At 71.3% G+C, this 25,507-nt stretch carries 22 protein-coding genes and 1 riboswitch; of the genes, 9 read left to right on the top strand and 13 right to left on the bottom strand.

Annotation, left to right across the window (positions count from 1 at the left end):
- Window positions 1–47 precede the first annotated feature (47 nt).
- Window positions 48–530, bottom strand: a complete 483-nt coding sequence (locus tag ACZ5SK_RS40250; RefSeq protein ID WP_334577876.1) for a transglycosylase SLT domain-containing protein — start codon at window positions 528–530, stop codon at window positions 48–50.
- Window positions 531–533: 3 nt separating this feature from the next.
- Window positions 534–707: riboswitch (cyclic di-AMP (ydaO/yuaA leader) on the bottom strand.
- 541 nt (window positions 708–1,248) lie between these two features.
- Between ACZ5SK_RS40250 and ACZ5SK_RS40245 the strand changes: the two genes are divergently transcribed.
- The 4 genes from ACZ5SK_RS40245 (at window position 1,249) to ACZ5SK_RS40230 (ending at window position 6,317) form a co-directional block, all read left to right on the top strand.
- On the top strand, window positions 1,249–2,259 hold the full coding sequence (locus ACZ5SK_RS40245) for a polyprenyl synthetase family protein (protein WP_319677076.1): 1,011 nt from the start codon (window positions 1,249–1,251) through the stop codon (window positions 2,257–2,259).
- Between the two features lie 830 nt (window positions 2,260–3,089).
- Complete coding sequence (locus ACZ5SK_RS40240) at window positions 3,090–4,358, top strand: LolA family protein (RefSeq protein ID WP_457495269.1); 1,269 nt, start codon at window positions 3,090–3,092, stop codon at window positions 4,356–4,358.
- Between the two features lie 32 nt (window positions 4,359–4,390).
- The gene (locus ACZ5SK_RS40235; RefSeq protein ID WP_334577874.1) at window positions 4,391–5,392 is read left to right on the top strand and encodes an ABC transporter ATP-binding protein; all 1,002 of its coding nucleotides are present in this window, start codon (window positions 4,391–4,393) and stop codon (window positions 5,390–5,392) included.
- On the top strand, window positions 5,379–6,317 hold the full coding sequence (locus ACZ5SK_RS40230; RefSeq protein WP_334577873.1) for an ABC transporter permease: 939 nt from the start codon (window positions 5,379–5,381) through the stop codon (window positions 6,315–6,317). The genes ACZ5SK_RS40235 and ACZ5SK_RS40230 overlap by 14 nt, the downstream gene beginning before the upstream one ends.
- A gap of 31 nt (window positions 6,318–6,348) precedes the next feature.
- On the opposite strand, the gene ACZ5SK_RS40225 is transcribed toward ACZ5SK_RS40230, so the two are convergent.
- From ACZ5SK_RS40225 to ACZ5SK_RS40215, 3 genes are all read right to left on the bottom strand, one after another.
- Entirely contained in the window at window positions 6,349–6,936 is a 588-nt protein-coding gene (locus ACZ5SK_RS40225; protein WP_334577872.1) for a flavodoxin family protein, read from the bottom strand.
- Window positions 6,937–7,008: 72 nt separating this feature from the next.
- Window positions 7,009–8,265 carry an amidase gene (locus ACZ5SK_RS40220; RefSeq protein WP_334577871.1) on the bottom strand — a complete coding sequence of 419 codons (1,257 nt, stop codon included), beginning with the start codon at window positions 8,263–8,265 and terminating at the stop codon, window positions 7,009–7,011.
- Window positions 8,266–8,288: 23 nt separating this feature from the next.
- On the bottom strand, window positions 8,289–8,789 hold the full coding sequence (locus ACZ5SK_RS40215) for a DUF6668 family protein (protein WP_334577870.1): 501 nt from the start codon (window positions 8,787–8,789) through the stop codon (window positions 8,289–8,291).
- A 219-nt stretch (window positions 8,790–9,008) separates the two neighbouring features.
- On the opposite strand from ACZ5SK_RS40215, the gene ACZ5SK_RS40210 reads away from it, so the two are divergent.
- Window positions 9,009–10,535: a tetratricopeptide repeat protein gene (locus ACZ5SK_RS40210; RefSeq protein WP_468577387.1), complete on the top strand. Its 1,527-nt coding sequence runs from the start codon at window positions 9,009–9,011 to the stop codon at window positions 10,533–10,535.
- 106 nt (window positions 10,536–10,641) lie between these two features.
- Here ACZ5SK_RS40210 and ACZ5SK_RS40205 read toward each other — a convergent pair whose 3' ends face one another.
- From ACZ5SK_RS40205 to ACZ5SK_RS40165, 9 genes are all read right to left on the bottom strand, one after another.
- Entirely contained in the window at window positions 10,642–11,601 is a 960-nt protein-coding gene (locus ACZ5SK_RS40205; RefSeq protein WP_334581207.1) for a M28 family metallopeptidase, read from the bottom strand.
- Between the two features lie 185 nt (window positions 11,602–11,786).
- Window positions 11,787–12,290, bottom strand: a complete 504-nt coding sequence (locus ACZ5SK_RS40200) for a VOC family protein (protein ID WP_334577868.1) — start codon at window positions 12,288–12,290, stop codon at window positions 11,787–11,789.
- A 93-nt stretch (window positions 12,291–12,383) separates the two neighbouring features.
- Complete coding sequence (gene rarD / locus ACZ5SK_RS40195; RefSeq protein ID WP_468577385.1) at window positions 12,384–13,415, bottom strand: EamA family transporter RarD; 1,032 nt, start codon at window positions 13,413–13,415, stop codon at window positions 12,384–12,386.
- Window positions 13,416–13,559: 144 nt separating this feature from the next.
- Window positions 13,560–14,414: an SDR family oxidoreductase gene (locus ACZ5SK_RS40190; RefSeq protein ID WP_457495273.1), complete on the bottom strand. Its 855-nt coding sequence runs from the start codon at window positions 14,412–14,414 to the stop codon at window positions 13,560–13,562.
- A 257-nt stretch (window positions 14,415–14,671) separates the two neighbouring features.
- Entirely contained in the window at window positions 14,672–15,751 is a 1,080-nt protein-coding gene (locus ACZ5SK_RS40185; RefSeq protein ID WP_334577865.1) for a 2-oxoacid:ferredoxin oxidoreductase subunit beta, read from the bottom strand.
- A complete protein-coding gene (locus ACZ5SK_RS40180; protein ID WP_334577864.1) occupies window positions 15,744–17,690 on the bottom strand; it encodes a 2-oxoacid:acceptor oxidoreductase subunit alpha in 1,947 nt (648 codons plus the stop codon). Before ACZ5SK_RS40180 ends, ACZ5SK_RS40185 begins: the two co-directional genes overlap by 8 nt.
- 263 nt (window positions 17,691–17,953) lie before the next feature.
- On the bottom strand, window positions 17,954–18,625 hold the full coding sequence (locus tag ACZ5SK_RS40175) for a response regulator transcription factor (RefSeq protein WP_079660474.1): 672 nt from the start codon (window positions 18,623–18,625) through the stop codon (window positions 17,954–17,956).
- Window positions 18,626–18,960: 335 nt separating this feature from the next.
- On the bottom strand, window positions 18,961–20,370 hold the full coding sequence (locus ACZ5SK_RS40170; protein WP_457495274.1) for a sensor histidine kinase: 1,410 nt from the start codon (window positions 20,368–20,370) through the stop codon (window positions 18,961–18,963).
- Window positions 20,371–20,496: 126 nt separating this feature from the next.
- Entirely contained in the window at window positions 20,497–21,735 is a 1,239-nt protein-coding gene (locus tag ACZ5SK_RS40165) for a sensor histidine kinase (RefSeq protein ID WP_468577382.1), read from the bottom strand.
- Between the two features lie 183 nt (window positions 21,736–21,918).
- On the opposite strand from ACZ5SK_RS40165, the gene ACZ5SK_RS40160 reads away from it, so the two are divergent.
- From ACZ5SK_RS40160 to ACZ5SK_RS40145, 4 genes are read left to right on the top strand one after another with little or no spacing between them, the layout of a single operon-like run.
- Entirely contained in the window at window positions 21,919–22,314 is a 396-nt protein-coding gene (locus ACZ5SK_RS40160; RefSeq protein WP_334577860.1) for an NADH-quinone oxidoreductase subunit A, read from the top strand.
- Window positions 22,305–22,982: an NADH-quinone oxidoreductase subunit B gene (locus ACZ5SK_RS40155; RefSeq protein WP_334577859.1), complete on the top strand. Its 678-nt coding sequence runs from the start codon at window positions 22,305–22,307 to the stop codon at window positions 22,980–22,982. Before ACZ5SK_RS40160 ends, ACZ5SK_RS40155 begins: the two co-directional genes overlap by 10 nt.
- On the top strand, window positions 22,979–24,541 hold the full coding sequence (locus ACZ5SK_RS40150; RefSeq protein ID WP_468577380.1) for an NADH-quinone oxidoreductase subunit C: 1,563 nt from the start codon (window positions 22,979–22,981) through the stop codon (window positions 24,539–24,541). Before ACZ5SK_RS40155 ends, ACZ5SK_RS40150 begins: the two co-directional genes overlap by 4 nt.
- Complete coding sequence (locus ACZ5SK_RS40145; protein ID WP_334577857.1) at window positions 24,538–25,506, top strand: complex I subunit 1/NuoH family protein; 969 nt, start codon at window positions 24,538–24,540, stop codon at window positions 25,504–25,506. The genes ACZ5SK_RS40150 and ACZ5SK_RS40145 overlap by 4 nt, the downstream gene beginning before the upstream one ends.
- Window position 25,507: the final 1 nt, after the last annotated feature.

Raw genomic sequence — 25,507 nt, 5'->3', positions numbered from 1 at the left:
CCTGTAGGGCCCGTAGACCCCTGGGCTGGGGGTTCTACGGGGATCCGTCAGTACGCGCCGAACACGTTGTCGATCGAGCCGTACCGGGCGGCCGCGTAGTTGCAGGCGGCGGTGATGTTGGCTACCGGGTCGTAGGAGTCCCAGGAGGTGCCGGCGACGTGGTAGGCGCGGAAGGTCGGGTCGATGACCTGGAGCAGGCCCTTGGACGGGATGCCCGCGGCCGCGTTGGAGTCCCAGAGGTTGATGGCGTAGGGGTTGCCGGAGGACTCGCGGATGACGTTGCGGTAGATGCCGTTGTACGTCCCGGGGATCCCGTGCTGGGCCATGACGTGGAGGGAGGCACGGATCCAGCCGTCGAGGTTGTTGGAATACCCGAGGCTGGTGGCGGTGGCGACGGTCGGGGTCGCCGCGGAGGCGCCGGTCGCGCCGAGGAGCGGAAGGGCGAGCACGGCGGCGCCGGTGGCGGCGACGGTGAGCGTGCGGACGAGACGGTTACGACGGGTGCGGCGCGGCTGAGCGGCAGCGGGCATGACGAATTTCCTCTCCGGCGCCTGCGAGGTGAGCTGTCGGGTTCGGGCGGGAGTTGCCCGGTCGCGTCCTGACGGGCGCGACTTCACCCCGAGCCGTACCGATATGTCTGAAACATCCGGCCCGGCGACTTACCTGGTTCCCCCGCTCCTGCCGTGCGTTTTAGGTGGGTGTACGGGCGGCGGCAGGATTCGGCGTTCCGCCCGACAGGCCGGGAACGTATGCGAGAGCACATGTCCGAAACAAGTAGCGGATTCACAGATCACCCCTATTGACCTTGGTCTGTGGCCTATGGGGTGCTTGATCCTTTGTGAGTGCAAAGCCTCAACTTGCTTGGAGGTGTGGAGAATCCGTGAATGGGTGGATCGGACGGGATCGGGCGGGTTCGGCGGGGGGAGTGAGTCAAGTCACCAGCGTCCACAAGTGCGGCGAATCGGGCATTAATCCCAAGTCGGTGGCGGTGGGGAGAGGGTGGAGGTCGGCGACTCCGGCGTCGATGGCGCCGCCGGGCGGAAGTCCTCACTTCGGGCTAACTCTATAAATATCTGTTCATATATTTGAATCAGGAACATATCGGGCGTGAGTCGATACCACCTGGCCTGTAACCGTGGGGGCTATCGGTGATCGAAACGTGACCGGATACGCTGACTTGAGTGATGGCAGAGACCTATCGACAAACCGCGTAATCGCCAGTAGACACCAGCAGACAGGAGACCCCTCGTGACCGTCGTCGGGCCGTTCGGGCTGAGCGTGCGGGACCAGGCTCTGGAAGCCGATGTCCAGGCCGGATTGGCGGCTGTCGAGGAAGGCTTGCTCGAGGCCACCAAGAGTGAGGTTCCGTTCATCACGGAGGCCGCCCAGCATCTCGTGCGGGCGGGCGGGAAGCGGTTCCGGCCGCTGCTCGTGGTGCTCGCGTCGCAGTTCGGGGACCCGTACGCGCCGGGCATCGTGCCGTCGGCCGTGGTCGTGGAGCTGACCCACCTGGCCACGCTGTACCACGACGACGTGATGGACGAGGCCGCCGTGCGCCGCGGGGTGCCCAGCGCGAACGCCCGCTGGGGGAACTCCGTCGCCGTCCTCACGGGTGACTTCCTCTTCGCGCGCGCCTCCCACATCCTGGCCGACCTCGGACCGGAGGCGGTGCGGGTGCAGGCGGAGGCGTTCGAGCGGCTGGTCACCGGGCAGATCCTGGAGACGGCCGGTCCCACCGACGGACGGGACCCGGTCGAGCACTACCTCGACGTGCTCGGCGGCAAGACGGGCTCGCTGGTCGCGGTGGCCTGCCGGTTCGGGGCGATGATGTCGGGCGCCGACGAGACGGTCGTCGACGTGCTCACGCAGTACGGCGAGCGGCTGGGCGTCGCCTTCCAGCTGGCCGACGACGTCCTGGACATCGCGTCCGACTCGCACGAGTCGGGCAAGACGCCGGGGACGGATCTTCGCGAGGGCGTTCCCACGCTGCCCGTGCTGCGGCTGCGGGAGCGGGCGGCGCGTCTGTCGCTGCCCGAGGACATCGCGCTGTGCGAGCTGCTGGACTCCGACCTGAGCGACGACGCCCGGCTCGCCGAGGCCCTGGAGGCGCTCCGCGTACACCCGGCGCTGGAACAGGCCCGCCGGGACACCGTGCGGTACGCGAAGGACGCGCGATCCGCGCTCGCGCCACTGCGGGAGTGCGGCGCGAAGGCGGCGCTGATGGAACTCTGCGACGCAGTGGTCCACCGAGCCGGCTAACCCCTCCGCCCCGACACCCCACTCCGGCCCGGACCCCACTCCGGCCCGGACCCCACTCCGGCCCGGACCCCCCTCCGGCCCGGACCCCACTCCGGCCCGGACCCCCCTCCGGCCCGGCACCCCGCGCAGGTCCGGCACCCCGCTCCGGCCCGGACCCCCTCCGGCCCGGGACCCCGCTCCGGTCCGGCGATCGCCGTCGGCCCGGCACGCTCTCAGGTGCAGCGCCCCGCTTCGGTCCGGCACCCGTCTGGCCCCGCGTCCCCCTCACCGCGGCCCCCACACCCCTCGCCCCCGCTCCGGTCCGGGACCCCTCCGGTCCCACGTCCCCTCACCTCGGCCCCCCTCTCAGGTGCCGCACCCCGCTTCGGTCCGCAACTCCGCGCAGGTCCGGCGATCGCCGTCGGCCCGGCACGCTCTCAGGTGCAGCGCCCCGCTCCGGTCCGGGACCCCTCAGGCCCCGCGTCCCCCACACCCCACACCCCTCGCCCCGCACCCCCCACCCTTCGCCCCGCACCCTCCACATCACTCGCCCTCACTGCGACCCCCGCGCCCCTCCCTCGCCTGCACCCTCCAACCCCCTGTGTCCCTAGGGGAAGGCGTCGTCTCTCTGGGGGACCCCTACGGGTCGGTTGGCTTTTCCCTGCTTTCGTGTCATACCGCAGGCGTACGCGGAGTTGGGCCCTCGGGTTGACGTTTTCGGGTGGGCGATTTGGTCAGATGGGGACTACGAGAAAACACCACTCCTCACCGATTCGGGTGAGAATGGCGGCTTGGGTGGGGCGTTCAGCGTGAGATGACCAGCCGCCGCCGACGACGGAGGTAAGGCACACATGGCACCGAAGGCATCCGACGACACCCTGACCGGCGGGGAGCCGAACAGCGGAGAGGCCGACGACCTGCGCGCCGGCCGGCGCAAGGCCGTACGGTACGTCGTCCCGGTCACCGTGATCGGTGTCGCCGCGGCGACGATCGGGCTGGTCCCGGCTCTCGCCGACTCCGGCGACCCCGACCTGCCGAAGATCACCGCACAGCAACTCCTCGACAAGATCGCCGCTTCGGACGTCCAGCAGCTGTCCGGCACGGTGAAGATCACCACCGATCTCGGGCTGCCCGACCTCGGCGGGCTGGAGAGCGGTCTGCTTTCCGGGGCCGCCCAGCAGGGTGGTGACGGTTCGTCCGCGGACCCGTCCACCAAGCTCACCGAACTCGCGTCCGGCACGCACACCCTGCGCGTCGCCGCCGACGGCCCGGACCGGCAGAAGCTCTCGCTGCTGGAAAAGGCCGCCGAATACAGCGTCATCCACAACGGCAAGGACGTGTGGGGGTACGACAGCGCCTCCAACGAGGTCTACCACTCCACCGTCGACGAGAGCTCCGGCAAGGCGGACGCCCCTGTTCCGGCCACGCCGAAGGATCTCACCGAGGACGCCCTGAAGGCGGTCGACGACACGACGTCCGTGACGGTCGACGGCACCGTCCAGGTCGCCGGGCGCGACGCCTACAAGCTGCTGGTCAAGCCGAAGCAGTCCGGTTCCACGGTGGGCGCGATCAGCGTGGCCGTGGACGCGAAGACGGGCCTGCCGCTGAAGTTCACGCTGACGCCGGCGAGCGGCGGCGCCGCCGTCGTGGACGCGGGCTTCACCCAGGTCACCTTCGCCAAGCCGGCCGCCTCCACCTTCGACTTCACGACCCCCAAGGGCGCGAAGGTCACCGAGGGCGACAAGGCCGAGAAGGGCGACGTCGGGGGCAAGTGGGGCGACAAGGGCGCGACGCGGACGGCTCCGGGGCACTCCGGCAAGTCCGACGACGACCTCGCCAAGGACCTCGGCGGCCCCGCCGGTCTCAACGTCCTCGGTGAGGGCTGGACCTCCGTCGCGACCTTCGACACCGGCGGCCAGGGAATGCCCTCGGGCTCCGAGGCCGGCGGCGCCCTCGGCGGCTTCCTCGGCTCCTTCGGCGACAAGGTGAGCGGTAAGTTCGGCTCCGGCACGGTCTTCTCCACTCGCCTGATCAACGCCCTGATGACGGACGACGGCAAGGTCTACGTCGGCGCGGTCACCAAGGACGCCCTGGTGAAGGCGGCGAACGCGGCGAAGTAGGCAGCGACCTGGGCGGGGTGTGAGGGGAGCCGATGACGCAGTCCACGGGTGATGCCGCGGGTCGTGCACCGGGTGGTGTCGCGAGCGACGGCGACGGCGACGCCGTCATCCACACCCGCGCCCTCACCAAGCGCTACCGCGGTGGACAGCTCGCCGTCGACGGTCTCGATCTGACCGTCCCGGCGGGCAGCGTCTTCGGCTTCCTCGGTCCCAACGGCTCCGGCAAGACCACCACCATCCGCATGCTGATGGGGCTCATCGAGCCCACGGCCGGCTCGGCCCGCGTCCTGGGGCAACCCATGCCGCGGGCCGCCCGCGCCGTTCTGCCCCACGTCGGGGCGCTCATCGAGGGCCCCGCCCTCTACGGCTTCCTCTCCGGCCGCGACAACCTGCTCCGCTACGACGCCGCCGACCCGACCGCCGACCCGCGCACCCGGCGTACGCGGGTCACGGCGACGCTGGAGCGGGTCGGGCTGACGGCCGCCGCCGGCAAGAAGGCGAAGGCGTACTCGCTCGGCATGAAGCAGCGCCTGGGCCTGGCCGCCGCCCTTCTCCAGCCCCGCCGCCTGCTCGTCCTCGACGAGCCGACCAACGGCCTGGATCCCCAGGGCATGCGGGAGATCCGTTCGCTGATCCGGGAGCTGGCCGCGGAGGGCACGACCGTCTTCCTCTCCTCCCACCTCCTCGACGAGATCGAGCAGGTGTGCACGCACGCGGCGGTGATGGCGCAGGGCCGGCTGCTCGCACAGGGCTCGGTGGCGGACCTCGCGGCGGGGACCCGCGGCCGGCTGGTCGTGACGACCCCGGACCCGGCGGACGCGGCCCGGGTGCTGAAGGAGCAGGGCGTGGGCGACGTCGTCGTCGCCGAGGACCGGGTGAGCGCGGAGGCTCCGCCCGCGGAGCGCGAGCTCGCCGACCTGAACGCCGCGTTGGTGACGGCGGGGGTCCGCGTTCGCGGCTTCGCCGTCGAACGGGCCTCCCTGGAGGACGCGTTCGTGGCGCTCACGGGGGAGGGGTTCGATGTCGCGGGCTGAAGCGGAAGTGAGCAAGACCCGGAGCGGAACTTCCCGCGAGGATTCCTCGTCGACCCGCACCAGGTCCTGGACCTGGACGTTCGGGCTCCTGCGCAGCGAGTTGCTGACCACCTTCCGGCGCTGGCGCACCCTCGCGCTGCTGGCTGTGCTGGCGGCCGTGCCGGTCCTGGTCGGGATCGCCGTGAAGATCGAGACGAGCGACGGCTCGTCCGCGGGTCCCGGTGGCGGCGGGGGAGGGGGCGGTGGGGGCGGCGGCCCGGCGTTCATCTCGCAGGTCACCAACAACGGCCTGTTCCTGGTCTTCACCGCGCTGGCCGTGACACTGCCGTTCTTCCTGCCGATGGCGATCGGTGTGATCGCGGGCGACGCGATCGCGGGAGAGGCGAACGCGGGCACGCTCCGCTACCTCCTGGTCGCCCCCGCCGGCCGCACCCGCCTCCTCCTGGCCAAGTACGCGACCGTCATGATCTTCTGCCTGGCGGCCACGCTCGTGGTCGCCCTCTCGGCGCTGACGGTCGGTGCGCTGCTCTTCCCGCTCGGCGACCTGACGACGATCTCCGGCACCCGGATCGGCTTCGGCGACGGTCTGCTGCGTGCGCTGCTGATGGCCCTGGTCGTCGCCGTGTCCCTGATCGGCGTGGCGGCGCTCGGACTGTTCGTCTCCACGCTGACGAGCAGCGGCATCGCGGCGATGGCGACGACCGTGGGCCTGCTGATCACGATCCAGATCCTCGACCAGATCCCCCAGTTGCACGCGCTCCAGCCGTACTTCTTCTCGCACTACTGGCTGTCCTTCGCCGACCTCATGCGCGAGCCGGTCTACTGGGACGACCTCCAGAAGAACCTCGGCCTGCAGGCCCTGTACGCGGCGGTCTTCGGCTCGGCGGCCTGGGCGCGCTTCACGACGAAGGACGTCACCGCCTGACAGAGCGTTGCCGGCCGAGGCCCAGGGCGTGTCAGACCGTCTCGTGGGCGAACCGGGCGAGGGGCGCCTCCTGTGCGAAGAACGTCTTCGCGCGTGTCAGCGCCTGCGTGTCCTTCCGGATGTCGCCCGGCTTGCTGCCGTTGCCGAGCAGCACTCCGCCGAAACGCATCCGCAGGTACGCGGCCGAGTTGTGGAGCGTGCCGATGAGCGGATCGGCGACCACGGGCTGGTCGTCCGCGAGCACGGACACGCCCCAGAGGGTGCGCCCGGCGAGCGTCGCCTTGAAGTCGACGCCGGGGGTGCGCAGCCAGCCCGACCAGTGGTCCAGATAGCGCTTGGTCTGGCCGGACACCGAGTACCAGTACAGCGGGGACGCGATCACGATGTCCGTCGCGGCGAGCGTGGCGTCGAGCAGCAGCGCCGGGCTGCCCTCGGTGGGGCGGATGTGGTCGCTGTCGTGGCGCAGGTCCTCGAAGTCGGGCAGCGGGTGCCGGGCGAGGCTGATCCAGCTCTGCTCGATGTCGGAGGGCAACTGCTCGGCGGCCTCGCGGGCCAGCAGCTCGGTGTTGCCGTCCGGTCGACTGCTGCCCAGCACGAACAGGAAACTGCGGTGCGTCATGATCCGATCCCCCAAGAGTAGTCGGCGTGCGACGCTAGTCTGCCTCTGCATTATATGTTCATGCAAGTAATTTTAGAGTGGGGCCTGCGGGACCTGGGGGAGGGGCGCGCTCTTTGCGACCGCCAGCAACGTCGCCTCCGCGCCGTGGGCCGCGACCGCCTGCAACCCCACCGGACAACCGTCCGCGCCGACCCCCGCCGGAAGGCTGATCGCCGGGTGCCCGCTGAGGTTGAACGCCCAGGTGAGCGCCGTCGAGTAGCGGTCGCCGGGGCCGTCGTGACCGTGCGCGGCGGTCGGGGTCGTCGGCGTCAGCAGCAGGTCGGCACGGGAGAAGAAGCCGGACAGCAGCCGGTCGTTCACCTCCCTGACCCGTGCGGCCGCGCGGAGGTCGGAGTCCGGCGTGCGCAGCGCGAGCCAGGCCGGCCCGGGGTCCTCCAGACACAAGGGCGTGTCATGGACCGGCAGCCGTACGACACCGGCGGCGGCCAGGTGTTCAGCGGCGGCACGGGCGAGGGCGAGCGGCTCGGGGTCGGGCGCGGCGAAGCCCAGATCGGGGGAGAAGACGGCGAGGGGCGGAGCGGAAACCGCAGTCCCCACCCCTTGCACCGGAGTCGTCCCTTGCACGGGAGCCGCCCCTTGCATCGGAGCCGCCCCTCGCACGGGAGCCGTCCCTTGCACCGGCGTCGGCGTCGAGGGGCGCCCCGAGGACGCCGCCTCCGGGGCCATGACCCGCCAGTACGCCTCGGCGTCCACCGCGTACCGAACGAGGACGCCGGGCGCCGCCAGACCCGTACGGTCAGGAGGCGGCCGGTCCTCGGCGGGCGCTCGCCCGTTCGTCGTCTTCAGGCCGATCACGCCGCACCACGCGGCCGGGATGCGTACCGAGCCCGCGCCGTCGCTGCCGGTGGCCAGGGGGACGAGGCCGGCGGCCACCGCCGCCGCGGAGCCGGCCGAGGAACCGCCGGGCGTGCGGTCGGCACGCCAGGGGTTGACGGTGCGGCCGTGGGCGCCGAGGCCCCAGGTCTGCCAGGGAGTGCCCGGTCCGGGGACGGCGGTCGCCCCGACGGGCACGCATCCGGCGGCGATCAGCGGGGCCGCCGTACGCAGCCCGTGACGGCCCTTCACGCCGATCGGCACCCCGGCCAGCGGCAGGCTCTCGCCCGCGGCGATCCGTACGTCGACTTCACGGGCCCACGCCCGCGCCCGCTCCTCCCACACCGCGGCGAACGCGCACAGGGAGCGGTCGACCCGGGCGATCCGTCCGAGCGCCTCGCCTACGACGTCCACGGCCGGCAGCCGGCCGGCCCGCACGGCCGCGGCGATCTCCACGGCCGGCGGCCACGCCGCGGGCGTCACCCCCCGGTGAGCCGGGCCAGCGCCGCCGTCTCCCGGGGCGGGCTGCCGCCCAGGTCACCGAGGCGCCAGTCCGTCACCCAGGGGACGCGGTACACGTCGATGAGCGATTCGATCACCCGCGCCCGCTGGACGAGCGGCCGGGGCAACCGGCCGGGCGCGTCCGCGACGAGGACCACCGCGTCCAGATCGAGCCCCTGCGGAGCCTCCCCGCGCCGGAAGACGTCCACCGCCCGCAGGACGGACTCCAGCCCCGCCGCATGCGTGCGGGCGACCAGCAGCACGGACGGCGGATCACCGGCGCCGGGCCACTCCCGCCCGCAGTCGTGGCCGCCGTACACCGCGGCGAGCGTGGAGGCGCCGGCCCCGCCGTGTGCGGCGACCCAGGAGAAGCGCCGGGGCGTGGCGGTGGAGACGTACGGCATCGGAACCGGATCGGGCGCGGCCACCGGCCCCCGGATCCAGATCTCCGGCCCCCGTTGCCCGTCCGTCGTCCGCATGAACCGTGCCCCTCCCAGTCGTCGCCGTCCCTCCGGGGCGCCGCCCTGATCCTGGCTGGTCCTGGGGCGGCCCCGGCCGCGAGGCGTGGGTTCCTGGAACGAGGCTGTGACGTCGCGGTGACGTGAGGACCGGGAGCGCTCGGAGAGACTCAACAGTACGTGTACTCGTACACGGACCTGGACGACCGGATCGTGACGACGCATCCGAGTGAGGAACCGATGTCTCGACTCAGCCGCGAGAAGAAGCGGGAACAGAAGCACGCCGGCCGGCCGGCCGCCGTGGTGGCGCCGCTCGACGTCCATGTCCGCGGGGGCGGGACGGCGACGATAGGCGGCGTACCGGTCGCGGCGGTCGACGGCGAGGAGATCCAGCGCGCCGTGCTGAGCCACCTGCACCGCATCGCCCTCGCCACCGGCCACCCCGTCCTCGCCACGGTCCACGACGAACGCATCGGCTACGTCGTCCCCCTGCGCGTGGACCCCGACGGCTCCAGCCACTTCACGGCGCAACCCTTGCGTACGACTGCGGCCCCGGGCGCGCAGATCAGCGACCCCGCCCCAGCGGCCGCCCCCGCCCCCGTCGAGGACGAGGAGCCTGTGCGGCCGCGAAACGACGAGGCCACGCACTTGCTGCGCCAGGTACCCGAGCCGGTACGGGACGCGGCGCCGACGTTCCCGTTGCGCGCGATCCCGGAGTCGGCGGCCGAGCAGGGACCGCAGTCGGCGCCGGTACCCGATTCGGCGCCCACGTATGCGATCCGGGTGGTCCCGGAACCTCGGGACGACATCCCGGCCCCCGGGACGGTCACCGCCCCGACGGGCGTGTTCGGCCCACCTCCGACGATGGACGACCAGCCGAACAACGAGCCGCCGAACCCGGACGCCGACCCCACCTCGCCCCCCAACTCAACCCCGACTTCGCCCCCCACGTCGACGCCGACTCCGATCCCCACGTCGACCCCCACCTTGAACCCCACGTCGACCCCGGCCCCGCCCGCGACGCCGCCCTCAACCCCGCCCCTGACCTCGACCCCGCCCCTCGCCTCCGCCCCTGCCCCGATCCTCAGCCCAACCCCGCTCCTTGCCTCGGCGCCGATCCCGCTTCCGTTGCCGGTCCCCGCCTCGCCCCCCGTATCCCCGGCCCCCACCCCCCTCCTCCCCGACGACCTCGTCTCCGAATCGGCCTACGACCTCGACTCCAAGCCCACCCCCGCCCGTGGCTTCGACGCGGTGGCGGAGGCGGTGCTCGGTGACGATCCCCGGACCCTTCAGGGCGACGACGGCGGCCCCGCCCTCCTCGGGGAACCGATGGCGCGGGTCAACGAGGCCGTGCGGGCCGGCCGGATAGACGCGGCGGCCGCTCTCGCGGAGCAGACGGTGCTGGAGGCGTCCGGGACGCTGGGGCCGGAGCACCCCGAGGTGCTCCGGTTGCGCGAACTCGGCGCGTACATCGCCTACTTGGCGGGCGACCCGCTCCGCGCCTTCCACGTCTCCCTCGACCTGGCCCGGATCCGCCGCAGCGCCCGGGACGGCGAGGCCGCGTACGGCAACGTCCAGAGCGCGGCGGCGGCCTGGCGCGCCGTACGCGACCCCGTGCAGGGGCTGAACCTGGGGACCGAACTCCTCGGCCTGTGGACGGAGCTCACCGCCGAGGAGGGCCCGGCCGCCGAAGACGTCGAGCAGCTGGAGTCGGCCCGCGCGCGCATGCTCCGCCTGGCCGAACGCGCCCGCAGCTCGGGCGCGTAGCGGCCTCGGCCGCCGATCGGCATCGGTTCGTTCCGATCAGAAGGAGCCGGTCGGAAGGAGCCGATCAGAAGGAGCCGATCAGAAGGAGCCGGTCGGAAGGAGCCGGTCAGGAGGACAGCGCCCAGACCGCGTAGGCGACGGCGTCCGCGTTGCGGTCCAGGGCGGTGTCGTTGATGTTGGCCGTGGTGTCGCAGGAGGAGTGGTAGCAGCGGTCGAAGGCCTGCCCGGCCGTACCGCCCCACTTGGCCGCCTGCGCCGCCGTCTTGACGTAGTCGGCACCGCTGAACAGGCCGCCCACCGGGACGCCGGCGTTCTTGAAGGGAGCGTGGTCGGAGCGGCCGTCGCCCTCGGTCTCGATCTCCGTCGCGACGCCCAGGCCCGTGAAGTAGTCCTTGAAGGTCTTCTCGATGGTCGGGTCGTCGTCGTAGACGAAGTAGCCGGGGTTCGGCGAGCCGATCATGTCGAAGTTGAGGTAGCCGCTGATGCGGGCGCGGTTCGCCGAGGACAGGTTGTTGACGTAGTACTTGGACCCGACCAGGCCCAGTTCCTCCGCGCCCCACCAGGCGAACCGCAGGTGTTTGGTGGGCTGGTAGCCGGCCCGGGCCACGGCCAGGGCCGTCTCCAGTACGGCTGCTGAGCCGGAGCCGTTGTCGTTGATCCCGGCGCCGGAGGTCACGGAGTCCAGATGGGACCCCGCCATGACGACCTTGCCGGTGTCGCCGCCGGGCCAGTCGGCGATGAGGTTGTAGCCGGTGCGGCCGGAGGAGGTGAACTGCTGGACGGTGGTGGTGAATCCGGCGGCGTCCAGCTTGGCCTTCACGTAGTCGAGCGAGGCCTTGTAGCCGGTACGGCCATGGGCGCGGTTGCCGCCGTTGGCGGTGGCGATGGACTGCAACTGCGTCAGATGCGCCTTGACGTTGGCCACGGAGATGTCGGGAGCGGCGGCGAGAGCGGCGGACCCGTGCGCAGGTGCGGGCGCCGCGCCGACTATCGATCCGCAAGTCAGGAGCATGACAATCGAGACGGCGCCGACGGCCGCCGTACGCCCGGAAACGGGAAGCTTCATGGCGGGGAGCTGCATGTGGGGGGGCTCCGAATTCCTCGGGAATCGCCGGGTCACAGGGATTCCACAGTGAATGGGGTTCCAGGATGGTGAACGGGGAGCCAACTCCGCGTCAAGAGCGGTATCAGGACACGGGGTTCACATACCGGACATCGAGAGCCCCTCCGGGTCTCCGGCTTCCCGCTCGGCTAATTCACGCAGAACTCGTTGCCCTCCGGGTCCTTCATCACCACCCACGCTCCGGACGGCTCGTTCACCTCCCGCACCACGCTCGCCCCCAGCGCCTTCAGCCGCTCGACCTCCCCGGCCCGCAGGTGCGCACCGGGATGCAGATCGAGATGCAGCCGGTTCTTCACCGTCTTCGGCTCCGGCACCCGCTGGAACAGCAGCCGCCGCCCGAGACCGGTCCCGCTGTCGGGGTCGTACGGGTCGGCGGGGTGGCGTACGGCGATCAGGTCCCGGAAGGCGGGACGGCCGTGGAACTCCACCGTCGCAGCGCCCGGCAGCGCGCCGAGCTCGAGCAGCCGCTCGATGAGCGCGCTGTTGTCCTCGACCGCGTAGTGCAGCGCGGCGGCCCAGAAGTCGGCCTGGGCATGCGGGTCGGCGGAATCGACGACGACCTTCCAGTGCACGGGCGCGGGTACGGCCTCGGAGGCTGACGGTGTCTCGGATGCGGCGGGAGTCTCGGTCATGCAGCCACTTGTAGCAGGACCACGCCGGGTCGGCCTCCCGCACGCCGTACTCCGCCCGACTCGGCGATCGGGATCCCCGCCGAGAAGCGCGGCCTACGGCCTGGCGGCGGGGGTAGCGGGGGCGGCGGCCGCCGCGCCCTCGGCCTTCCGTACGGCGTCGTCCGGGGTGTCGAGGGCGTCGAGAGCGTCGAGGGCCTCCTGGGCGTCGGCGATGCCGGTGGCGAGGGCGCGGGCCGCCCGGCGCGAGGTGCGCAACGCGTCCCCCGTGAGCAGCACCAGCGCCAGCCATACCAGCGCGAAGCCGGCCCACCGCTCGGGCGGCATGTCCTCCCCGAAGTAGAGGACGCCGAGGATGAACTGCAGGACGGGCGCGAGGTACTGCAGCAGCCCCAGGGTGGACAGCGGTACGCGGATCGCCGCCGCGCCGAAGCAGACGAGGGGGAGCGCGGTGACGATGCCGGTGGAGGCGAGCAGGGCGGCGTGTCCGGCGCCCTCGGTCGTGAAGGTGGCGTCGCCGTGCGCGGACAGCCACAGCAGGTAGCCCAGCGCGGGCAGGAACTGGACGGCGGTCTCGGCGGTCAGCGACTCGACCCCGCCCAGGTTGACCTTCTTCTTGACCAGCCCGTAGGTGGCGAAGGAGAAGGCGAGGACCAGGGAGATCCACGGCGGGTGGCCGTAGCCGATGGCCAGAACCAGCACCGCGGTGAAGCCGACGCCGACCGCCGCCCACTGCACGGGCCGCAGCCGCTCCTTGAGGATCAGCACGCCCATCGCGATGGTGACCAGCGGGTTGATGAAGTACCCGAGGGACGCCTCGACGGCATGGCCGCTGTTCACGGCCCAGATGTAGACGCCCCAGTTCACGGTGATGAGGGCCGCGGCGATCACCACGAGACAGAGCCGGCGCGGCTGTCGCAGCAGCTCACCGGCCCACGCCCAGCGCCGTACGACGAGCAGCGCGGCGGCGACGAAGGCGAGGGACCACACCATGCGGTTCGCGAGGATCTCGGTCGCCCCGGCGGGCTTGAGCAGGGGCCAGAAGAGGGGCACCAGCCCCCACATCCCGTATGCCGCGAAGCCGTTCAGCAGACCGGTCCGGCCCTCACTCCTCGACATCCCGGCCACGGGGTCCCTCTTTCTCACGTTCAGGCATGCGTGGTCGAAGGTAACGCCGAGCACCCCCGTCTGTCATGTCCGTATCGCAATACGGTCATGACAGGCGGGGGTGGGGTGACTCAAGGGACCCGCACGGAAGTCCTCAGGGGAGGGTCAGCCCTTGAGCGCCGCCGTGATCGCCTCGGCGAGCGGGGTGGTCGGGCGGCCGGCGAGGCGGGCCAGGTCACCGCTGGAGACGACCAGCTCGCCCTGCTCGATCGACGCGTCCACGCCGGCGAAGACCTCGGCGAGCGGCTCGGGCAGCCCCGCGCCGGTCATGATGCCGATCAGCACCTCGGTCGGCACGGCGTTGTAGGTGATCTCCTTGCCGGTCTGCTTGCTCAGCTCGGCCGCGTACTCGGCGAAGCTCCACGCCTCGTCGCCGCCCAGCTCGTACGTCTTGTTCTCGTGGCCCTCGCCGGTCAGCACGGCGACGGCGGCGGCCGCGTAGTCGGCGCGGGAGGCGGAGGAGACCCGGCCCTCACCGGCGGCCGCGACGACGGCGTTGTGCTCCAGCACCGGGGCGAGCTGCTCGGTGTAGTTCTCGTGGTACCAGCCGTTGCGCAGCAGCGTGTACGGCAGGCCGGAGGCGAGCAGCGCCTTTTCGGTGGCGCGGTGGTCGTCGGCCAGCGCCGCGGTCAGGGTGCCCGAGGCGCTCGTGTACGCGAGGAGCGCGACCCCGGCGGCCTTCGCGGCGTCGATGACGACCTGGTGCTGGGCCGGGCGGCCCTTGTCGAACTCGTTGCCCGAGATCAGCAGCACCTTGTCGCCGGAGGCGAAGAGGCTGCCGAACGTCTCGGGGGCGTTGTAGTCGGCGACGGCGAGCTTGACGCCGCGGGCCGCGAGGTCGGAGGCCTTGGCCTCGTCGCGGACGACGGCGGTGATCTGCTCGGCCGGGACCTTCTCCAGCAGCTGCTCGACTACGTGGCGGCCGAGGTGTCCGGTGGCTCCGGTGACGACGATGCTCATGGCTTCAGGAACTCCTAGTGCGGATGCGGGGGTCTTCCACTAACCCTAGGAGGTGCGCTTACTCAACGAAAGTACCCACTTTGAAGTAAGCCACTTACGTCGAGGTAAGTGTGAGGAGGGGCGTCGAGTGAGCAGCGGCGCCGAATGAGCAGAGGCAAGCACCGAGCCGGGTCCACGTACCCGAAGAGGCCCGGGAGAAGAGGCCCGGGACTGGAGGAGCTCCAGTCCCGGGCCTCACTGCCGGTCGGCCTCCCGCGTCAGCCGACGACCGTCCAGGTGTCCCCGCCCGCCAGTAGCGCCGCCAGGTCGCCCTTGCCGTGCTGTTCGATCGCCGTGTCGAGCTGGTCGGCCATCTGGGTGTCGTAGACCGGCCGCTCGACCGAGCGCAGCACACCGATCGGCGTGTGGTGCAGGCTGTCCGGATCGGCCAGGCGCGACAGGGCGAACGCGGTGGTCGGGGACGCGGCATGCGCGTCATGGACCAGCACGTCCGCCTCGTTCTGCGGGGTCACCGTGACGACCTTCAGATCCCCGGTCGCCGCATCGCGCACGACCCCCCGCGCGCCGTCCGCCCCGAACCTGATCGGCTGCCCGTGCTCCAGCCGGATCACCGCCTCCTCGGCCGACGCCCGGTCCTTCAGCGCCTCGAACGCACCGTCGTTGAAGATGTTGCAGTTCTGGTAGATCTCGACCAGCGCCGTGCCCGGGTGGGCGGCGGCCTGGCGCAGCACCTCCGTCAGGTGCTTGCGGTCGGAGTCGATGGTCCGGGCGACGAAGGAGGCTTCGGCGCCGATGGCCAGGGAGACCGGGTTGAAGGGCGCGTCCAGTGAGCCCATCGGCGTCGACTTGGTGATCTTGCCGACCTCGGAGGTGGGCGAGTACTGGCCCTTGGTGAGGCCGTAGATACGGTTGTTGAAGAGCAGGATCTTCAGGTTCACGTTGCGGCGCAGGGCGTGGATGAGATGGTTGCCGCCGATGGACAGCGCGTCGCCGTCGCCGGTCACCACCCACACGCTCAGATCGCGCCTGCTGGCGGCCAGCCCGGTCGCGATCGCCGGGGCCCGCCCGTGAATCGAATGCATCCCGTAGGTGTTCATGTAGTACGGGAAGCGCGACGAGCAGCCGATGCCCGAGACGAAGACGATGTTCTCCTTGGCCAGGCCGAGTTCGGGCATGAAGCCCTGGACGGCCGCCAGGATCGCGTAGTCACCGCAGCCGGGGCACCAGCGCACTTCCTGATCGGACTTGAAGTCCTTCATGGACTGCCTGGCCTCGGCCTTGGGGACGAGCGAGAGCGCCTCGATCGTGTCCGTGCCTTCCGCTGAGGTCTCAGCCATCGATGGCCTCCTTGAGCGCCGTGGCGAGCTGCTCCGCCTTGAACGGCATGCCGTTGACCTGGTTGTAGGAGTGGGCGTCGACCAGGTATCTCGCCCGGACGAGGGTGGCGAGCTGGCCGAGGTTCATCTCGGGAATGACGACCTTGCCGTAACGCCCCAGGACCGTGCCGAGGTTGCGCGGGAACGGGTTCAGATGCCGCAGATGGGCCTGCGCGATGGCCTCCCCCGCCGTCCGCAGCCTTCTAACGGCCGCGGTGATGGGCCCGTAGGTGGAACCCCAGCCGAGCACCAGGGTGCTCGCCCCGTGCGGATCGTCGACCTCCACATCCGGGACGTCGATGCCGTCGATCTTGGCCTGGCGGGTGCGGACCATGAAGTCGTGGTTGGCGGGGGCGTAGGAGATGTTCCCGGTGCCGTCCTCCTTCTCGATCCCGCCGATACGGTGCTCCAGCCCCGGCGTGCCCGGGATCGCCCACGGCCGGGCGAGGGTCTGGGGGTCACGCTTGTACGGCCAGAAGACCTCGGTGCCGTCGTCCAGCGTGTGGTTCGGCCCCTGCGCGAACTGCACGCGCAGATCCGGCAGCTCGTCCAGCTCGGGGATGCGCCACGGCTCGGAGCCGTTGGCGAGGTAGCCGTCCGACAGGAGCATCACCGGCGTGCGGTAGGTCAGCGCGATCCGCGCGGCTTCCAGCGCTGCGTCGAAGCAGTCGGCGGGCGTGCGGGGCGCGACGATCGGCACCGGCGCCTCGCCGTTGCGCCCGAACATGGCCTGGAGCAGGTCGGCCTGCTCGGTCTTGGTCGGCAGACCGGTCGACGGCCCGCCCCGCTGGATGTCGATGACCAGCAGCGGCAGCTCCAGCGAGACGGCGAGCCCGATGGTCTCGGACTTCAGCGCCACGCCGGGCCCGGAGGTGGTGGTGACGGCGAGAGACCCGCCGAAGGCCGCCCCGAGCGCCGCGCCGATCCCCGCGATCTCGTCCTCCGCCTGGAAGGTCCGCACACCGAAGTTCTTGTGGCGGCTGAGCTCGTGCAGGATGTCGGAGGCCGGAGTGATCGGGTACGACCCGAGGAACAGCGGCAGATCAGCCTGCCGGGAGGCGCTGACCAGGCCGTACGCCAGAGCCAGGTTCCCGGAGATGTTCCGGTAGGTGCCGACGGGAAAGGCCTTCGCGGCCGGGGCGACCTCATAACTGACCGCGAAGTCCTCGGTCGTCTCCCCGAAGTTCCACCCGGCGCGGAACGCGGCGATGTTGGCGGCGGCGATGTCGGGCTTCTTCGCGAACTTCGACTTCAGGAACTTCTCGGTGCCCTCGGTGGGCCGGTGGTACATCCACGACAAGAGGCCGAGCGCGAACATGTTCTTGCTGCGCTCGGCCTCCTTGCGGGTGAGGTCGAATTCCTTCAGTGCCTCGACGGTCAAGGTGGTCAGCGGGACCGGATGGAGCTGGTAACCGTCGAGGGATCCATCCTCCAGCGGCGAGGCCGCGTACCCCACCTTCTGCATCGCCCGCTTGGTGAACTCGTCCGTGTTGACGATGATCTCCGCACCCCGCGGCACATCGGCGATGTTCGCCTTCAGCGCGGCCGGGTTCATCGCCACCAGCACATTGGGCGCGTCACCGGGGGTCAGGATGTCGTGGTCGGCGAAGTGCAGCTGGAACGAGGAGACGCCGGGCAGGGTGCCGGCGGGCGCGCGGATCTCGGCGGGGAAGTTCGGCAGGGTGGAGAGGTCGTTCCCGAAGGAAGCCGTCTCCGAGGTGAAACGGTCACCGGTGAGCTGCATACCGTCACCCGAGTCACCCGCGAACCTGATGATCACCCGGTCGAGACGGCGTACGTCCTTCGTCCCGTCCGGTTGGCGCTGTTCTCCCACGACGGCCGCGTCCGCTCCGCCGGTTCCGTCGGCCTGTTCCGCTGGGCTGCTGACCTGACTGGTCACTGAACTGGACCTCCCTCGAGGTGGCTGTCCCGGAGGGGCCTTCCCGAAGACCCTCCATGGATCAACCCTACGTCGGTAAGGGTCGCCTTCCCTCGGCCATTTCGTGTGACTGTCAGCTGACTGTCAGCGCCCCGACACGGCCCGGCACCCCCGTTGCCATGATTTCCCGCCCCCCGGCGTCGTACTGGTTAGACGCACCGGCCAGAAGACGTGGTCACCCGAGACGCGTGGTCACCCGTGACGACTGGCACAGTGCCACTTCGTCATGAGTTGAGATAGGTGAGGACCGCGAGAACGCGACGGTGATCCCCGTCACTCGGGGACAGGCCGAGCTTCAGGAAAATGTTGCTGACGTGCTTCTCCACCGCCCCGTCGCTGACGACCAGCTGCCGGGCGATCGCGGAGTTCGTGCGCCCCTCGGCCATCAGCCCCAGGACCTCCCGCTCGCGCGGGGTCAGTCCCGCCAGCACGTCCTGCTTCCTGCTGCGCCCGAGCAGCTGCGCGACGACCTCCGGGTCCAGGGCGGTGCCGCCCTGCGCGACCCGCACCACGGCGTCGACGAACTCCCGCACCTCGGCCACCCGGTCCTTGAGCAGATACCCGACCCCGCGACTGGAACCGGCCAACAGTTCGGTGGCGTACCGCTCCTCCACGTACTGCGACAACACCAGCACCCCGAGCCCCGGATGCGCCCTGCGCAGCTGTACGGCGGCCCGCACCCCTTCGTCGGTGTGAGTGGGCGGCATCCGTACGTCCGCGACGACGACATCAGGCAGCGCACCCTCGTCGTCCAGCTCGGTAATGGTCTTGACCAGCGCCTCCGCGTCCCCGACCCCGGCGACCACGTCATGCCCCCGGTCGGTCAGCAATCGGGTCAGCCCCTCCCGCAACAGCACCGAATCCTCGGCGATGACCACCCGCACCCTGTCCTCCACGCTCCTCGGCCCCCCAGCCGTCCACCCGTCGGTCGAACCAGTCAAGCATTCCAGCTTCTGGCTCGTCTGCACCCGACAACAGTGGTGCCAGACCCGAGGACGGCGCGAATACAGCCACGACCCACCCACTTTCGGCCGATCCGCAGCTCGGGAACGGGGCCCTCGGCCGGAGGGGGCCGGCCCATTCAGCCCGTCCGGCGTGTGAGGACGAGGCCCCTCAAGGGCCGACAGCGGGGGGGCGGGGGGCTGGGGGCGCAGCCCCCTTGGGACGGATGGGAACGGCTAGGCGCGGCGGGGGCGAGAGAAAACCGCCCCCTCAGACCACTTCCGCCCCCTCAGACCCCTTCCGCCCGCCAGGGCAACTCCGCGGTGATCCGAGTGGGCCCGCCCACCGGCGAGTCCACCACCAGAATCCCGTCCACCGAGTCCAACCGCCCCGCAAGCCCGGCCAACCCCGACCCACCCCCGGCCCCCCCGCCGGAGGCATCCGCTCCGCCCACCCCGTCATCCACCACCTGCAACATCAACCGATCCTCCACCCGCCACACATCCACCGCGGCCGACCGCGCCCCACTGTGCTTGCTGATGTTCTGCAGCAGCTCCGACACGGTGAAGTACGCGATCCCCTCGATCGCCGGCGCCGGCCGCTCCACCAGATCCACCTCCACCCGCACCGGCACCACGCACCGCGACGCCACCGCCGACAACGCCGCGTCCAGCCCCCGGTCCGTCAGCACCGCCGGATGAATCCCCCGCGCCAGATCCCGCAGCTCCTGCAGCGCCGTCTTCACCTCACCGTGCGCGTCGTCCACCATCCGCGCCGCCGCCTGCGGATTCTCCCGCAGCGTCTCCTTCGCCACCCCAAGATCCATCGCCAGCGCCACCAGCCGGGCCTGTGCCCCGTCGTGCAGATCGCGCTCGATGCGCCGAAGATCGGCGGCCGCCGTGTCCACCACGACGCCCCGGTCCGACTCCAGCTCCACCACCCGCGCCCCCAGCGACGACGGCCCGAGCAGCCCGTGCACCAGCAGCCGGTCCACCGTCGTCAGAGCCCGCACGATCCACGGCGTGGCCAGCGTGATCAGCAGGCCCACCAGCGCCGTCACAGCGATCTCGAACGGGTTGTCGAGGTAGACGCTGTGCTGCTCGTCGCCGTACAGCTGAAGCCCGCCCTGACCGCCGTACATCGGGAAGACCCAGAACCACAGCGGATACGTCAGCATGCTCCAGCCGAACGACCACACCGTCACGGTGACGCCGAAGGAGAACACCGCCCACGGGAACTGCACCACCGCATACAGCACGTTCCGCCACGACGTGCCGCTCTTGAGAACGGCGCCCATCCAGGCCATCGGGCCGCTGCCGCGCGGCCGCAGCGGCTCGGGCGCGTCGACCTCCAGGCCGAGCAGCCCGCGCGCCCTCGCACGCTCCACCGCCCCGAAGCCCCGGCATGCGGCGAGCCCCGCCGCCAGCACCGGAACACCGAGGAACGTCACCAGCAGGCCCGCGCCCAGCGACAGCATCGTGACCGCGAAGGTGAACAGCACGACGCCGATCGGCAGACCGAGCAGGATGTAGAGGAGCTCACGCCAGTGGCGGGCCGTGAGCGGCTCACGCAGCCCCGACGGCAACAGATGCCGGCGCTCCCCGTCCCGGCGCCCGGACTCGGGTCCGTGCTCGTCGTACCGGTCGTACTGGTCGTACTCGTCGTAGTACTGCCCGTACTGCCCGTACTGCGTGGCCATCGGCGTCGTCCGTTCTACTCGTTCGTACCTGCACGTCGCGCAGCTGTCGATCCGTACCTCCAACCCTCCTCGGCGGCGGGCCCGCGGACCATGGAGGCCGTCGGCCTCTTGGACGGGGGGTTTTCCCTACCTCCCACGGTCGCCGGCTCCCCGGTCCCGCCAGGGGAGTTCCGCGGTCACCGTCGTCGGACCGCCCGCCGGCGACTCCACGACGAAGATCCCGTCGACGGCGTCCAGCCGCTCCGCCAGCCCGCGCATCCCCGACCCGCCGTCGAGCCGTGCGCCGCCCCGGCCGTCGTCCCACACCTGGATGAGCAGCCGGTCGTCCGACCGCCACACGTCCACCGATGCCGACCGGGCCCCGCTGTGCTTGCTGATGTTCTGCAGCAGCTCCGAGACGGTGAAGTAGGCGATGCCCTCGATGGCCTGCGCCGGCCTGGACGTCAGGTCGGCGGTCACCTTCACCGGCACCGTGCAGCGCGAGGCCACCGACGACAGTGCCGCGTCCAGCCCCCGGTCGGTCAGGACGGCCGGATGGATCCCGCGCGCGAGGTCCCGCAGCTCCTGCAGCGCGAGCTTCACCTCGCCGTGCGCCTCCTCCACCATCGCCGCCACGGCGTCGTCGGCCTGCCCCTCCAGCAGCTTCTCCTTCGCCAGACCCAGCCCCATCGCCAGATTGACCAGCCGGGCCTGCGCCCCGTCGTGCAGATCACGCTCGATGCGCCGCAGATCGGCGGCCGCCGTGTCCACCACGACGCCCCGGTCCGACTCCAGCTCCGCGATCCGCCGCTCCAACTCGTCGGAGGGCGACAGCAGCCCCCGCACCATCGCCCGGTCCACGTTCGTCAGCCCGCGCGCCAGGAACGGCAGCACCGGCCACAGCACGAACAGCGAGGGCACGACCACGCTGAACGTCAGAACCCCCCAGGGCAGCCGGACGAGGTCGTACAGCACCGTGCGCCAGGCCACCGGATCCTTCAGCGCCAGCCACATCCGCTGGAAGAAGCCGCCCGCCCTGCGCAGCGGCAGCGGGCTCGGCTCGTCGACCCGCACCCCGAGCAGCCGACGCGCCCGCCCGCGCTCGAACCGGCCCATCAGCCGCGCCCCCGCCAGACCGAGCGCCAGCAACGGGAACCCGACCACGGTGACGGTCATCGCGGCCCCGGTGACGATCACCGTCATCACATACGTGAACCCCAACAACGACATCGGCAGGTTCGCCAGAAGATGCGCGATCTCCTTCCATGTCTGCGAGTCGTAGGCGAAGCGGGCCGGCGGCGGACGATCGTCGTCGTGCCCCGTTCCACCCTGGAGGCCCTGGAGGCTTTGAAGACCCTGACGGGAGGAGGGCTGGGAAGTGGTCATATGGGCTAGCGTGCCGCGCCGCGGGCCGCCGCGCCATGAGGTCATCCGCCTCCGTCGCCTGGGGAAAACCCCCGCCCCGCATCCCGAAGCGTGACGGGCTGCTTACCGTCCCTTTATCAGGGCCTAGACTCCCGTCCGTACAGATCGTCGAAGACGCTGAGGTCAGGGAGCGAGGGGACGGACGTGCGGGAACCGAGCGTCGAAGTCGCGGCGGACTACTTCCAGTCCTATTCCGTCGTCGGACTGCTCGCCCTGGTCGGCGTGCTGTTCGTCGCCGTCGCCTTCGGCGCGGGACGCCTGCTGCGCCCGGTGGTCCCCACCCCCGAGAAGCTCCTGACGTACGAGTGCGGCGTCGACCCGGTCGGCGAGGGCTGGGCCCACACCCAGGTCCGCTACTACGTCTATGCCTTCCTCTACGTGATCTTCGCGGTCGACTCGATCTTCCTCTTTCCCTGGGCGACGGTGTTTGCTGGAGACGGGTACGGCGCGACGACGCTCGTCGAGATGTTCATCTTCCTCGGCTTCCTGGCCGTGGGCCTGCTGTACGCATACAAGAAGGGCGTCCTGACATGGACGTGACCCCAGAAGCGACTTCCCCGACCGTGACTTCTCCGGAAGCGACGTCCTCCGGGCCGGTGCTGCTGCCCGAGCCGAAGCGCCTGGGCACCCTGGCCCGCCTCGCCCCCGAGCCGATGAAGGTGGTCCTGAACTGGGGCCGCCGCTACTCGCTCTGGGTCTTCAACTTCGGCCTCGCCTGCTGCGCGATCGAGTTCATCGCCGCGTCGATGGCCCGCCACGACTTCATCCGCCTCGGCGTCATCCCCTTCGCGCCCGGCCCGCGCCAGGCCGACCTGATGGTCGTCTCCGGCACGGTCACGGACAAGATGGCCCCAGCCGTGAAGCGCCTCTACGAGCAGATGCCCGAGCCGAAGTACGTCATCTCCTTCGGCGCGTGCAGCAACTGCGGCGGCCCCTACTGGGACTCCTACTCCGTGACGAAGGGCGTCGACCAGATCATCCCGGTGGACGTCTACGTCCCGGGCTGCCCCCCGCGCCCCGAAGCCCTGCTCCAGGGCATCCTCAAGCTCCAGGAGAAGATCGCGCGCGAGTCCCTGGACGACCGCTACGCCACGCCCGCCCCCCGCCCGGCCGCCCCCCGCCCCTCGACGGCGGCCCTGCAGAGCGCCCTGGTACAGCCGCCCCAGGCCCCGTCTCCTCCGGCGCCGGGGGAGAGGGAGGGCCGATGAGCACGGTCGGCTGGCTCCCGGCCCCCGCCGAGGAACTCTTCGGCCCGCAGGCCACGGCCGAGGAGTCCTACGACGTCCTGACGGTGGACGTCCCGCCGACGTCCTGGACCGCTGCGCTGCGCGTCGCCCGCGACCGGCTGTCCTGCACCTACTTCGACTGGCTGAGCGCGGTCGACGAACCCGGCACCGGCTTCCGAGTATCGGCCCACCTGGTCGCCCTGTCCCCGGTCCGCCGCCTCCTCGTGCGCACGACGATCCCGCACGAGGCGCCGACCCTCGCCTCCGCCGTCGACGTCTACGCCGGCGCCGCCTGGCACGAACGTGAGACGCACGAAATGTTCGGCGTCGACTTCGAGGGCCACCCCGCCCTGAACCACCTCCTCCTCCCGGAGACCTTCGAAGGCCACCCCCTGCGCAAGGACTTCGTCCTCGCGGCCCGCGTCGCCAAGGCCTGGCCCGGCGCGAAGGAACCCGGCGAGTCCGAGCACGGCGGCCCCAAGCGCCGCCAGATGCTCCCCCCAGGCGTCCCCGACCCGAACGAATGGGGCCCCCTGAAGGGCCAACTCCCCCCCGCCCCGGCCCGCCCGACCCGAGCAGCGGCAGGACGCCCGGCCGGCGACCGCCCGGTCCGCCGCGCCCGCACCACAGCAGAGGGCTCAGCAAGCCAGACCCCGACGCCGACACCCCCGACCGAGACAACCGCAACACCCTCAACCGGCCCCCGCCGCACCCGAAGCGCAACCACGGGTTCGGCATCACAGAGGGCGGCGACCGCGGGGCCTGCGGCGACCGCGGGGCCTGCGGGGCCTGCGGGGCCCGAGTCTGCCGCAGACACGACGTCCGCCACGGAACCGACGTCCGCCGAGCCCCCGGCGCCTTCGCAGCCCCCGGCCGGCCCCCGCCGCGCCCGAAGCGCAACCGCGGGTTCGGCGTCACAGCGGGCAGCCGCCCCGGAACCCGCAAGCGCTGTGGAAGCCGCGGAGACTGCTGGAGCCGAGGGCGCCGCGGAGGCGGGACCCACGGTCCCCGAGTCGACCCCGCAGCCCCTGGCCGGCCCCCGCCGCGCGCGCAGCGCCTCCCAGGGCTCGGCCTCCCAGCGCCCCCAGCCGCCGACGACCTCACCGGACACCCCCACCCGCCCCGCCACGCCCCACCGCAGCTCCGACGCCCCCTGGCATCACGCCCGCCCAGCATTCGACGAGCCAAAGCCGGACCCGAAGCCGGAGCGGCAGCAGAAGCCACATCCGGAGCCGGACCCGAAGCCGGACCCCAGGCGCGGAGTGTCGTCGGAGCCGGAGCCTGGGCGCGGAGTGTCGTCGGAGCGGGAGCCCGGGCGCGGAGTGTCGCCGGAGCCGGAGCCGGAGCCGGAGCCGGAGCCCGGGCCGGACCCGGAGCTCAGGAATGGGGCAGAGCCCCAGCCGGAGCCCAGGAACGGCGCACAGCCCGTGCAAGAGCCAGAGCAGTCCCGTGCCGAGCAGTCGGCCACCGGAGGGAAGCCGGCGCCCGTCGAAGAGACCGAACGCCCCGCCCCCGACGACCCCGCAGGAGGCCAGCAGTGAACGACGCTCTCGACGTCGCCCTGCGACTTCTGGTCGTGTTCGTCGTCTTCCTCACTTTCCCCCTGATCGTCGGCCAGACCGAGCACAAGGTGATGGCCCACATGCAGGGCCGCCTGGGTCCGATGTACGCGGGCGGCTTCCACGGCTGGGCCCAGCTCATCGCGGACGGTGTGAAGTTCGCGCAGAAGGAGGACATCGTCCCCGCGGGCGCGGACCGCCGTATCTTTCAGCTCGCCCCTGCCGTGGCCCTCCTCCCGTATCTCCTCGTCCTTCTCGCCATCCCCGTCGGCCCCGGAGAGGGCGCCGTCGGCCAGGTCCTGGACGCGGGCATCTTCTTCGTGCTCGCCGTGATGGGCGTCGGAGTCCTCGGCTCCCTCATGGCCGGCTGGGCCAGCGCCAACAAGTTCTCCCTCCTCGGCGGCCTGCGCACCGCCGCTCAGCTCCTCGCCTACGAGCTCCCGATGCTGCTCACCGCCGCCTCGGTGGCGATGGCGGCCGGCACGGTCTCCCTGCCCGGCATCGTCGACGCCTTCGAGTGGTGGTGGCTGCCCTGGCAGATCACCGGCGCGATCGTCTTCTTCGTCGCCGGCCTCGCCGAACTCCAGCGCCCGCCCTTCGACATGCCGGTCGCCGACTCGGAGATCATCTTCGGCGCGTACACCGAGTACACCGGTCTTCGCTTCGCTCTCTTCCTCCTCGCCGAGTACGCCGGAATCGTCGTCCTGTGCGGGCTGACCACCGTCCTCTTCCTGGGAGGCTGGCACGGCCCCGGGGGCGCCGACGGCCTCGGCTGGGTCTGGACCCTCCTCAAGACGGCCGTCCTCGCCTTCGTCGTGATCTGGCTCCGCGTCACCTATCCCCGCCTGCGCGAGGACCAGCTCCAGAAGCTCTCCTGGACCCTCCTCGTCCCCCTCTCCCTCGCCCAGATCGCCCTCACCGGCGTCGTCAAGGTGGTGATCCAGTAAC

It is taken from the genome of Streptomyces sp. NPDC031474 (assembly GCF_055581185.1).
Note: the sequence above shows the minus strand (reverse complement) of the source record. Positions and strands in the feature narration are given on the sequence as shown.